The organism is Mesorhizobium sp. M0715 (genome assembly GCF_040320355.1).
In the GTDB taxonomy this organism is placed as follows: Bacteria; Pseudomonadota; Alphaproteobacteria; order Rhizobiales; family Rhizobiaceae; genus Mesorhizobium.
The window spans coordinates 100,684-112,739 of the sequence record NZ_JAMYPL010000006.1 but is presented as its reverse complement, the minus strand read 5'-3'; the positions used below and the strand labels follow the sequence as shown (position 1 = coordinate 112,739).

The 12,056-nt window shown below is 64.1% G+C and carries 9 protein-coding genes and 1 riboswitch; of the genes, 6 read left to right on the top strand and 3 right to left on the bottom strand.

Going from position 1 to position 12,056, the window contains the following annotated elements; all coding sequences use genetic code 11:
* The first annotated feature begins 179 nt into the window (after window positions 1-179).
* From ftsZ to NKI21_RS09655, 6 genes are all read left to right on the top strand, one after another.
* Complete coding sequence (ftsZ, locus tag NKI21_RS09680; protein ID WP_023808769.1) at window positions 180-1,214, top strand: cell division protein FtsZ; 1,035 nt, start codon at window positions 180-182, stop codon at window positions 1,212-1,214.
* A gap of 218 nt (window positions 1,215-1,432) precedes the next feature.
* A complete protein-coding gene (locus NKI21_RS09675; protein WP_352865404.1) occupies window positions 1,433-2,818 on the top strand; it encodes an SWIM zinc finger family protein in 1,386 nt (461 codons plus the stop codon).
* Window positions 2,815-4,242, top strand: coding sequence for a DUF5691 domain-containing protein (locus NKI21_RS09670; protein ID WP_352751201.1), 1,428 nt, complete (start codon window positions 2,815-2,817; stop codon window positions 4,240-4,242). Before NKI21_RS09675 ends, NKI21_RS09670 begins: the two co-directional genes overlap by 4 nt.
* 30 nt (window positions 4,243-4,272) lie before the next feature.
* Window positions 4,273-5,352 (top strand): ATP-binding protein, encoded by a 1,080-nt coding sequence (locus NKI21_RS09665; protein ID WP_352772212.1) that lies wholly within the window; start codon window positions 4,273-4,275, stop codon window positions 5,350-5,352.
* Window positions 5,353-5,356: 4 nt separating this feature from the next.
* A complete protein-coding gene (locus NKI21_RS09660) occupies window positions 5,357-7,606 on the top strand; it encodes a DUF5682 family protein (protein ID WP_023808765.1) in 2,250 nt (749 codons plus the stop codon).
* Window positions 7,599-8,825, top strand: a complete 1,227-nt coding sequence (locus tag NKI21_RS09655; RefSeq protein WP_128302412.1) for a VWA domain-containing protein — start codon at window positions 7,599-7,601, stop codon at window positions 8,823-8,825. Before NKI21_RS09660 ends, NKI21_RS09655 begins: the two co-directional genes overlap by 8 nt.
* A gap of 60 nt (window positions 8,826-8,885) precedes the next feature.
* On the opposite strand, the gene fba is transcribed toward NKI21_RS09655, so the two are convergent.
* The 3 genes from fba to NKI21_RS09640 form a co-directional block, all read right to left on the bottom strand.
* The gene (gene fba / locus NKI21_RS09650; RefSeq protein WP_013532928.1) at window positions 8,886-9,950 is read right to left on the bottom strand and encodes a class II fructose-bisphosphate aldolase; all 1,065 of its coding nucleotides are present in this window, start codon (window positions 9,948-9,950) and stop codon (window positions 8,886-8,888) included.
* 162 nt (window positions 9,951-10,112) lie between these two features.
* Window positions 10,113-10,586 (bottom strand): 6,7-dimethyl-8-ribityllumazine synthase, encoded by a 474-nt coding sequence (locus NKI21_RS09645; protein WP_352440047.1) that lies wholly within the window; start codon window positions 10,584-10,586, stop codon window positions 10,113-10,115.
* Between the two features lie 77 nt (window positions 10,587-10,663).
* A riboswitch (FMN riboswitch) is annotated at window positions 10,664-10,808 on the bottom strand.
* Window positions 10,809-10,873: 65 nt separating this feature from the next.
* Entirely contained in the window at window positions 10,874-12,043 is a 1,170-nt protein-coding gene (locus tag NKI21_RS09640; RefSeq protein ID WP_352440046.1) for an MFS transporter, read from the bottom strand.
* Window positions 12,044-12,056: the final 13 nt, after the last annotated feature.

Sequence of the window (12,056 nt, the reverse complement as noted above, 5' to 3'; positions counted from 1 at the left end):
GTGCAAAACGGTCATCACAAATCTTGACCTCGCATGCACTTGCACCTCTGGCCGCTGTCTGGCTTTTTGGGCTACCCATCGCAACGGAGTGATTCGCATCATGCCGCTCGATTGCAAGGTTTCAAGGCAGTCTGCGGGTGGGTCGTGAAGCGCGCGCAATTGGCGAAGGAGACACAGGCATGGCCGAGTTCAAGAAGCCCGAAATCTCCGAGATGAGACCCAAGATCACCGTGATCGGCGTTGGTGGCGGCGGTGGCAATGCCGTCAACAACATGATCGCGGAGCAGCTTCAGGGTACTGAATTCATCGCCGCCAACACGGACGCCCAGGCGCTGACCATGTCGAAGGCGTCCAGGCTGATCCAGCTTGGCGCCCACGTCACCGAAGGATTGGGCGCCGGATCGCTTCCCGAGATCGGCCGCGCCGCGGCCGAGGAATCGCTCGACGAGATCATGGACCATCTGGCCGGTACGCATATGTGTTTCGTCACCGCCGGAATGGGCGGCGGCACGGGAACCGGTGCGGCTCCAATCATCGCCCAGGCGGCACGCAAGGCCGGCATCCTGACGGTTGGTGTCGTCACCAAGCCGTTCGCCTTTGAAGGCCGGCGCCGCATGCAGATGGCCGAAGAGGGCATCGAGCGGCTCCGCGAGAGCGCCGACACGGTGATCGTCATCCCGAACCAGAACCTGTTTCGGATCGCCGATGCCAAGACCACCTTCGCCGATGCGTTCGTCATTGCCGATCGGGTGCTCTATGCCGGCGTCAGCTGCATCACCGACCTCATCGTCAAGGAAGGCCTGATCAATCTCGACTTCGCCGATGTCAAATCGGTGATGCGCGACATGGGCCGCGCCATGATGGGCACCGGTGAGGCCTCCGGCGAGGGTCGGGCGATGAAGGCGGCCGAAGCCGCGATCGCCAACCCGCTGCTCGACGAAGTGTCGATGAAAGGCGCCAAGGGCGTGCTGGTCTCGATATCGGGCGGCAGGGACATGACCCTGTTCGAGGTCGACGAGGCCGCCACCCGCATCCGCGAAGAGGTCTACGAGGATGCCGACATCATCGTTGGCGCCATCTTCGACAAGGGCATGGAAGGCCGCTTCAGGGTCTCGGTCGTGGCGACGGGCCTCGACCGTGCTTTTGGCGCCGAGGATGCCGAAGCCGGCATCGCACGCGACCACGCCGGTCAGCCGGCGCGGACGCTTCAATAAGTCATATCGCGCGTTTATCCTCGCCAAGAGATAATTTCTCGGGGGAGACATCGCTGATAGCAATGGCATTGCCGACGGATCAGATTGACTGGCGCAACTATTGTGTTCAGCTGTATCGATCTCTGTACGGTTGCTGCTACAAGAATCCGTCATGGACGGCCATCTATACTGGCTACCCGTATCGTTCGAGCGACGAGAGGCGCGGCTTGGAATTCGACTTGAAAACCATCGAAGCGCTTGCGCCCGATCAGGCGTCGTTGAGCGCCGCTTCCAGGTTGACCAGGCAATCGAACTGGCCACGGCTCGAGAAGAGCGATCAGCTGGGGCTCCTCTGGGGGGAATGCCAGGGTTCCGGCTCCAATCCGTATCGTGTGGTCGTCGACACCGGCGACCATGGCTACAAATGCACCTGTCCGTCGCGGAAATTTCCCTGCAAGCACACTTTGGCGCTGATGTGGATTGCAGCCACCACGCCGGCCAGTTTTACCCCCGCAGGCTCGACCCCGGAATGGGTGAATGATTGGCTCGGCCGCCGCAGGAAGGCCTCGCCACAGCCGGCGGCGCCAGCGCCCGGTGCGGGAGGCAAGAGCATTGGCGAGGCCTCGCGCGACGACGAAAGCGCAGACATCGAGGACGCCGCTGCGGTCGAGCGCCGCGAGGCAGCGCAGCGCAAGCGGACGCTGGATACGCAATCCGCGGTGTCGGCGGCGTTGGATGAGCTGGATCAATGGATCGCTGACCAGTTGCGGCTTGGCCTGGCCGGTTTTGTCGACAACAGCAGTGACCGTTGCCGCCGGATTGCGGCACGGCTGGTCGACATGAAGGCGACAGCGCTTGCCGGCCGCATCGACGAGATTCCGTCACGGCTGATGGGGCTGCGCAGCGAGGAGCGCCCGGACGCGGCGCTCCGCGAACTCGGCAAGCTTGTGCTGGTGGTCAAGGCCTGGCGATCGACACCAGGAGACGCCGAACTGAGGCGGCTCGTATCGACGTCCGAAAGCCGTGAGCAGGTTCTGGCCAATCCCGATGCCAAACAGGTCGAAAGCGTCTGGGAGGTGCTTGGCGAGAAGATCGAGTCGCGCCGTGACGGTCTCGTCAGCCATTCGACCTGGCTCCTCGACCTGAAGAGCGCGAGCCCGCAATTTGCTCTCTTGCTCGACTATTTTCCGGCCTCGGCCGGTCGCCGGTCGAACGCCTTCACACCGGGCGACCGGTTCGATGCCAGGTTGGTCTTTTACCCGGCACGCCAGCCGCTGCGGGCCTTGGTGGCGGACCGGAAGGGCGACGTCCCGACAGGTGAGTGGCCCGATTTCGGCTTTCACACAGCCGATCCGCTCGCGGCGCATGCTGCTCACCAGAACACAGCCCCTTGGCTCACCGATTGTCCTGTCATGCTGCCGCCCGGCGCGATCCTGCTGGACGATCGGGGTGCCGCCTGGTGGCAAGCCGCCGGCGATCCGCATGGTATCGCCTTGCCGATTGCCGACACCGTCAATCCAACGCTGCTTGGGCTGGACCTTATGGCAACGGCAGCACTTTGGAATGGCAGCCGGCTTAACCTGCTGGCGGCGCAAAGCGGTTTCGGTAGGCTTGACCTGTCGTGAACGAGATCGAGCAGACCGGCCTGGCGGCCATGCGTGACTGCTGGATCACCGGCGGGATCACCTTCGACCTGGCTCCGGGCGCGTGGAAGGAGATCGCGGGCGGTGCCAGCCCCGACGAGCGCGAACGCCGGCTGCTGGCGATCGCCGCACAAGCTCTCGACATCGCCTTGCGGCCAGCCGCGCCAAAGACGCTGAAACGCCGCCCGCAATTGCCCGAACTCGCCTTGCAGATGCTGCCGGAACGGCTGCGGCCGCTATTGCGAGCCGCGCTAAAGCATGCCGCCGACACAAGAAGCAAGTCGCGTGTGGTCACGCTCGTCGCCAGCCGCGGCTTCGTGCTGCATCCGATGGACTGGATGCCAGCCGCGTCGGATCAGAGCAGTCCGGACGTCTATGCACCTTGGATCGACTGGCAGGCAGGCGCGGACGGCGAAAAACCTGCAAGCCAGGAGCATCTGACGGTGGAAAACTGGGATGACTTCTATCCCGCCGCACGCCGCACCGCGCTCGCCGATATGCGCCGCACCGCACCGGCTTCGGCTAGGCAGCTGATCGAAACCAAGGCATCCGGCGAGCCGGCGGAGATCAGGATTGCACTCGTCGACCTGTTGCGCTTCGGTCTGGGCGCCGATGACGTGCCGTTCCTGAAGAGCCTCTCCGCCGATCGTTCCGGCAAGCTGCGCGAGCTCGCTGGCCGGTTGCTGGCAAGATTGGGAGAGCACGGCTCGCCAGGCGATGGCGGGCCGGAAGATCCGACGGCCGAACTCGCTGCCTTCATCGCTGAAGGCAAATCCGGCTTCATCCGCCGCCGCACCACCTACACGCCGGCAAAACTCAAATCGCCGGCGCAGGAAAGACGTCGCGCCGAACTGTTCGAGACCTGCAACCTGGTCGACCTCGCCACGCGCTTCGGCACCACCGAATCCGAGTTTATCGGGGCGTGGCAATTCGGCGCTGAGAACAATGCCGATATCCTTGTTGCCCGAATGGTCGCCGCGTCGGGCGGCGACGCCGCGGTGACGCACATGGCGGATATGCTTGTCGCCGAAGGTGGCAAGCCCGCACTCTTCGTCCTCCACCTCATGGCGCGTCTGGACAGCCGCAGGAAGCGCGTCCTGGTCAGGTCGATCCTGAAGGACACGCAACATCTCGGCGCGCTCAATCTGGCCGAGGGCCTCGAAGCAAGCTGGCTGGAATGGACCGACCTGACAAACGGCCAGACGCTCCCGGCGCTTCGCTCCGCTGTTGCAGGAAACGATGACGCTGTGAAGCGAGGCGTCGACCAGCTCCTGGAAACTATGGGCTTTCTCGCCACGGCGGCGACGGCGGAGAAATTGATCGGAGACGTCGTTGCGGCCGGTATGGCGCCGGCAGCGCCTTCACTCGGTCTTCTGCGCCTCAACGCAGCGCTGGCCGAACCTTAACCGACACATGATCAATCCGGAGAACAGCCAATGAACGCAGCCATCCGTCTTCCGGTCGAGCAGGCCTATGCCGCCGAATTGCAGGCGCTCTCGCGCAATGACGACCGGCAAAGGCCTGCCGGATGGAGCCTTTCGCCAAAGGCGGTCCTTACCTACCTGCTCGGCGGAAAGGCTGACGACGGGACAGTGATAACGCCCAAATATGTCGGCCGGCGCCGGCTGATGGAAACCGCGGTGGCGACGCTCGCCACCGATCGCGCGCTGTTGCTGCTGGGTGTCCCCGGCACGGCCAAATCCTGGGTGTCGGAACATCTCGCCGCCGCCATCATGGGCGATTCGACCCTGATCGTGCAGTGCACGGCTGGTACCGACGAGAACCAGATCCGCTATGGCTGGAACTACGCACAGCTTCTGGCAAAGGGCCCAAGCCAGGACGCGCTGGTGCCGACGCCGCTCTACCGCGCCATGCAGGACGGCAAGCTTTGCCGCCTCGAGGAGCTGACGCGCATGGGCTCCGACGTGCAGGACACGCTGATCACCGTGCTGTCCGAAAAGATGATGCCGATCCCGGAACTCAACACCTCGATCTACGCGCAGCGCGGCTTCAACATCATCGCCACCGCCAACAACCGCGACAAGGGCGTCAACGAGCTGTCCTCGGCGTTGAAGCGCCGCTTTAACGTCGTCGTACTGCCCTTGCCCGAAGACATGGCGGAGGAAGTGGCGATCGTCTCCAAGCGGGTCGGCGAGATGGCCGGCGGTCTTGACCTGCCGGTGCCGAAGAATGTCGGTGAGGAGATCTCGCGCGTGCTGACCATTTTTCGCGAGTTGCGCTCCGGCGCTACAGCCGACGGCAAGGTGACGTTGAAGACGCCGTCCGGTTCGCTGTCCACGGCCGAAGCCATTGCCACCATGGTCGGCGGCCTCAGCCAGGCGGCCTGGTTCGACAGCGGCAAGCTCGGCGCCGAAGGTCTTGCCGCCAGCCTCGTCGGTGCGATCGTGAAGGATCCGGTGCAGGACAAACTGGTGCTGGAGGAGTATCTGGAAACCGTGCTCAAGAAGCGGCCAGACTATGCCGGCTACTACGCGGCCTTGAACGCGGCGATCTGACGCCATGGCGCTTAGCGACGTTTCCTATTTCGGCATACGCCATCACGGGCCAGGCTCCGCCGGCAGCCTGGTGCAGGCGTTGCAGGAGTTGAAACCGGTCGCCGTGCTGATCGAAGGACCGGCCGACGCCAGCCCGCTGCTGCCGTTGCTGGCCCACCCCGAAATGCAGCCGCCGGTGGCGCTGCTCTGCTATCCCGAAGACGATCCGGCCTCGACAAGCTTCTGGCCCTTCGCCGAATTCTCGCCGGAGTACCAGGCGACGCTCTGGGCCGTCACCAACAATGCGGCAGTGCGCTTCATCGATTTGCCGTCTTCAGCCCGCACTGCGCCGATTGAGGCCGTGGGGGAAACCGATAGCGATGGAACGGAAGCCAGCGTTGAGGCTGACTTGGCGCCGCATCTGCGGGACCCGATCGGAACGCTGGCACAAGCTGCCGGCTATGAAGATGGCGAAAGCTGGTGGGCTGATATCATCGAGCAGAACCCTGAGCCCGGCCCAATCTTCGCGGCAATAGCCGACGCGATGACGACGTTGCGCGAAGGCGAAGGTCCGCTTGCCGAATTCGAGGCAAAGCGCGAAGCGCATATGCGACTTGAAATCGCCGCCGCGCGAAAGGAATTCGATGGGCCGATCGCTATCGTTTGCGGTGCCTTCCATGTGCCGGCACTGCAGGCGACGCGACCGCTGAAGGAGGACCAGGCGCTACTCAAGGGGCTCGCCCGCCGCAAAAGCATGATGACCTGGGCGCCGTGGACGGGGCCGCGCCTGGCGCTGGGCTTCGGTTATGGCGCCGGCGTTGTCGCGCCCGGCTGGTGCAAGCATCTGTGGCAGACGCGCGGGCAAGGGGACTCCTCGGTCCTGTGGCTGGCGAAGATCGCGGCGGTCCTGAGGGCCAAGGGGCACATGGTCTCGACCGCCTCGCTGATCGAAGCCGAACGGCTGGCCCGCACGCTGGCTGTGATCCGTGAACGGCCAAAGCCCGGGTTCGAGGAATTGCGTGACGCCGCGATCGCCGCCCTGTTCAACGGGGAAGCGCTGCTGTGGGCGCTGGTCGAAGCCGAATTGCTGCTGGGCGCCGATGTCGGTGAAATTCCGCCGGACACGCCGCTGGCGCCGCTGATCGAGGACCTGCAGCGCAGCCAGAAGGCGGCGCGGCTGAAGCCCGAAGCGCTGGAGCGTGAATTGTCGGTCGACCTGCGCAGCGAAAGCGGGCTGTTTCGATCGACCTTGCTGCACCGGCTGTCCGTGCTTGGCGTGCATTGGGGCAAGCTGACCGACAGCGGCCGCAGCCGCGGCACCTTTCGCGAGCGCTGGATGCTGTCGTGGGAACCTGAATATGCCGTTCGACTGGTCGAGAACCTGGTCTACGGACCAACCATCGAAAAGGCGGCCAATGGCCGGCTGATCCAGATGATCGGCGCGGCGACGTCTCTTGATGCGATGGCCGCACTGGTCCAGGGCGCCATCACGGCAAACCTGTCGGAAGCGTCGGCGGCCGGTCTCGCGGCATTGGAGGAACGGGCGGCGCGCAGCAGCGAATGCCTGGAAATCCTGACATCGGTGCCGCCGCTCGCCGACATCATCCGCTACGGCGAGGCTCGCAAGACGGAAACCGCCCGTCTGTCCGGCCTCCTGGAGCGGCTGATCGTCGAAGGCGGGATCGCACTTGCCTATGCCGCCCGCGACCTCGATGCCCAGGCATCCACGACGCTGGTCGGCGCCATGCGCAAGGCCGACGAAGCGATCAGTCTGGTCGAGCCTGAACAGGACGTGCTGGACATCTGGCGCAATGGACTGGCTGCGGTGCTCGATGGATCGCGCTCGACGGCGCTGGTGGCAGGCTGTGCCGCGCATCTGCTCTACGAAGCCGGCCATTTGTCAGCCGACGCGGCAACCGGTCTGATCGCACGACGTCTGTCTCCAGGAACGCCGGTCACCGAGGCTGCAGGGTTCTTCGAGGGTTTCTTCAGCACTGCCGGCCAACGGCTGATCTACGACGAGGGCCTGCGCGGTGCGGTGGATGCCTGGCTCGCATCCCTCGACGAAGAGGCCTTCATTGCTCATCTGCCGTTGCTGCGCCGGGTCTTTTCGCATCTGGACTCGATGGAGCGGCGACGGTTGATCGAAGCGGTGCTCGGCCGCACCGCACGGCTGCCTGCCGGACTGACGCCGACTCCGGATGGCGGCGAAGCGTGGCGCCGGCACCTGGAACGGCTTGGACCCCTGCTGATGAGCGAGGCCGGCAATGGATGACGAGGCCGAAATCAGCGAGCCAATCCAAGCCGGCGACGGACGGGAGCGCCGCTGGCGCATGGCGATCGGTGCCGATGAGGAAACCTCGTCAGCGCTGTCCGACACCGACAAGCGGCTTTCCGCGGCGCTCGATGCGCTTTACGGCGATGGTGCCGGCGATGCGGCTGCCGATCCGCGCAAGCGGCGCGGCGGCCTCGGCCGCTCGGCGCCAAGGGTGGCACAGTGGATGGGCGATATCAGGTCGTTCTTTCCCGCACAGGTCGTCCAGATCGTCCAGAAGGATGCCTTCGAACGGCTCAACCTGAAGCAGATGCTGATGGAGCCGGAATTCCTCAAAGCGATCGAGGCCGACGTCAATCTCGTCGCCGACCTGATTTCGCTCCGCTCGGTCATGCCGGCCAAGACCAAGGACATTGCGCGCACGATCATCGCCGATATCGTTGCCAAGCTGATGCAGCGGCTGGAACAGAAGACAGCCGAGGCGATACGCGGCGCGGTCGACCGATCGCAGCGCACCAACCGCCCACGCCAGCGCGACATCGACTGGCCGCGTACGATCTCAGCCAACCTTCGCCATTACCAGCCCGAGCACAAGACCATCGTGCCGGAGAAGCTGGTCGGCTTCATGCGCAAACAGCGAAGGCTGGTCGACCTGGATGAGGTGGTGCTGTGCGTCGACCAGTCGGGCTCTATGGCAAGCTCGGTAATCTACGCCTCGATATTCGCGGCGGTGATGGCCTCCCTGCCGGTGGTGCGGACCAAGCTTGTCTGCTTCGACACGGCAATCGTCGATCTGACCGAGGAGCTTAGCGATCCTGTCGAAGTCCTGTTCGGCGTGCAGCTGGGCGGCGGCACCGACATCAACCAGGCCGTGGCCTATTGCGCGGACCGCATCGAACGGCCGACCAAGTCGCATATGGTGCTGATCACTGACCTTTATGAGGGCGGCAACGGGCAGGAATTGCTGCAGCGGCTTGCTGCACTCGTTCGCTCCGGCGTCAACGTCGTGGTGCTCCTGGCGCTGACCGACCAGGGCAGGCCGGGTTATGACCCGAAGATGGCAGGCTCGGTGGCCGCCCTCGGCATTCCGGTCTTTGCCTGCACGCCGGATCTGTTTCCAGACATGATGGCGGCGGCATTGCGTCGGGAAGATATCGGCGCATGGGCGGCTGGCGCAGATATCAAGCTGGTTCGTGCCGAGGCCGAGACTCCGGAGTAAAACAGCCGTCGCCAGAGCTGCCAGGTTGCTTCTGGCAGCTCTGGGATAAATCGCTGGAACTCAGCCGAACTTCGGGTCGAGGCTGCCCGACTTATAGCGCTTGGCCATTTCGGCGACCGGCAGCGGCTTGATCTTCTGCGCGTTGCCGGCGGTGCCGAACTGTTCGAAGCGCTCCTTGCAGAGCTTGCGCATGGCGGCCATGGCCGGTGTCAAATATTTGCGCGGATCGAACTCGCTCGGGTTCTCGGTCAGCACCTTGCGGATCGCGCCGGTCAGCGCCATGCGGTTGTCGGTGTCGATGTTGATCTTGCGCACGCCGTGCTTGATGCCGCGCTGGATTTCCTCGACCGGCACGCCCCAGGTCGGCTTCATCTGGCCGCCATACTTGTTGATGATCTCCTGCAAGTCCTCGGGCACAGAGGACGAGCCGTGCATGACCAGGTGCATATTGGGCAGGCGGCGATGGATCTCCTCGATGACGTTCATGGCCAGCACCGCGCCGTCGGGCTTGCGCGAGAATTTGTAGGCACCATGGCTGGTGCCCATGGCAACCGCCAGCGCATCGACATGGGTGTCCTTGACGAACTCGACCGCTTGTTCGGGATCGGTCAAAAGCTGGTCGTGGCTGATCGCGCCTTCGACGCCGTGGCCGTCTTCCTGCTCGCCGCCGCCGCTCTCCAGCGAGCCGAGCACGCCAATCTCGCCTTCCACGGACACGCCGCCCCAATGCGCCATGTCGACGACGCGCTTGGTGATGCCGGAATTGTAGGCGTAGTCGGCCGGCGTCTTGCCGTCTTCCTTCAGCGACCCGTCCATCATGACCGAGGTGAAGCCGTACTGTATAGCGGTGACGCAGGTGGCTTCGTTGTTGCCATGGTCGAGATGCATGCAGACCGGAATGTCGGGGTGGATTTCGACCAGCGCGTCGATCAGCTTGGCCAGCACCACGTCATTGGCATAGGCGCGGGCGCCGCGGCTTGCCTGCAGGATGACCGGTGACTTGGTCTCCTCGGCGGCCTCCATGATGGCAAGGCCCTGTTCCATGTTGTTCATGTTGAAAGCGGGCACGCCGTAGCCGTATTCGGCAGCGTGGTCGAGCAATTGTCTCAGTGTTATGCGAGCCACCCAATAGTCTCCCGTATCTGGTTTCAAGCGCAACGTCGCGGGCCGGCCGGTTGCCGGTCGGCCCTTGATGCTTCTGGCGGGATTTCAACGGAACCGCAACCTTCAGAGCTCTTCTCGATCGCAATTCTTGTTGCAGGGTTGAAATCCGGCCGTTTTGGTGACTTAAGCCGCGATCAACTCCCGCGCCGCCAGGAGTTGCACGCAGGCGTTCGCCGCTTCCTTGCCCTTGACCGTGAAGTGCTCGAAGAAGAAGCGGTGGTGCTCGGCGCTGTCATGGTAGTTGAGCGGCGTGAGAACCGCCGACAGCACCGGTACACCGGTCGACAGCTGCACGTTCATCATGCCGTCGATCACCGCGCTGGCGACGAACTCATGCCGGTAGATGCCGCCATTGACGACGAAGGCGGTACCGAGGATCGCGGCATAGCGGCCGGTTCCGGCCAGGGTCTTGGCATGCAGCGGAATCTCATAGGCGCCCGGCACGTCGAAGACATCGACGGTGAAGCGCTCGCCTCCGATGTTAGCCAGTTCCGCCTCGAAGGCCTGTACGCACTGGTCGACGATATCGGCATGCCAGCGCGCCCTGATAACGGCGATGCGGGTCGTTTCATAGTCTTTGTGGGAATGCTGATTCATGGGTCCATCCTTCCGTTTCGAACCAGAATCAGGACGCACGATACGCAATCCGGCCCGCCGGGGCGGTCCGTTTTGCGTTTCGTTCTCTTCCATCCGGACTGTAACCGTCGGCTCCGGAATCACACCGGATCTGCTGACCCCTCCGACCATCGGAGGGCGCTCGCGGGCTTGGGTAAAACCCTTACCGCCGGTGGGGACTTTCACCCCGCCCTGAGAACATTAACGGCTTTGTATGAAAGGGCAGGGCGCTGCTGTCAACCGTGGGAAGGTTGGGCCAAGCACGTCGACTACCGCGTGCGCCACGCCGCCGCCGATGCGGCGATCAGCATGAGCAGCGCTGCAACCATCGCGCAGGCAGCAAAGCCGAAGTTGGAATAAAGCGGCCCGAAGCTGGTGGTGCCGACGAAAACCGCCAGATAGGTCACCGCGCTGTTCAGGCCCATGATCGTGCCGCGCCGCGACGGATCGAGTGCAGACAGGCGCATCACCAGGACATTCAGGCCGAAATGATTGGCCAGTCCCCAGATTGCCACCATGGTCAAGGTCAGCCCGAAACTGCCGCTTGCCGCAGCCATGGCGACGTAGACGACGGCGACCAGAAGATAGGCGAATGGCATGACGCGCCGCGCACCCAGTCTGTCGATGACGCCGTCAAGAAGAGCAGCGGTGCCGAAGCCTACACCATAGGCAAGCGCCGCCAGCCCATTGGCGCTAACCGGCTGTCCAAGCCCGACATGAAGATGGTCGCCGAGATAGCCATAGACGCCGTAGAACGAAGTCATGAAGGCCGCGCACGCGACCAGCAGCGGCAGGATTCCGGGAATGCCGAGCGCTTCCAGCGGGGCGGGCGCCGGTCCGGCCTTCCTGATGTCGCTAAGCGACGTCACTGTCAGCCCCATCCATGCAAGGGTCGCAAGCACCGCGACCGCTGCGAAAACGGCGCGCCAATGCACAAGATCGGCAAGCACGGCCGACAGCGAGACGCCGGCGACCATGCTGAGCGTCCATCCGGTCAGCACGACGCCGATCGTGCCGCTCTCCCTGCCCGGTGGGGCGATGGCCGCCGCGCTGGCATAGATCGCGGGCATGGCGATGCCGGCAGCGATGCCGGCCAGCAGCTGTGCGGAGACCAGCATGATCACCGTGGGTGCGGCGGCACTCGCCACCAGCGCTAGTGCCAGCAGCAACAGTGCGCCCTGCAGCATCCGGCGTGCGCCGAGCCGGTCGATGTAGCGGGCCAGGAACAGGGCGCTGGCCGAGGTGCCGAGGCCGAACGCGGCCGCCGCAATCATCACGGCAGGCACGCTGGTTCTGAACGACGAGGCGACAGCCGGTGCGATCGGACCCAGCACTAGCGAGTTCGAACCGATGACGGCGATGCAGCCCGTCAAGAGATAGGCAAGCGCCGGGATCGGGGCTCGGGCAGTCAATGGCGCAACTTGATCAATGTTCGACATATCAGCATAATGG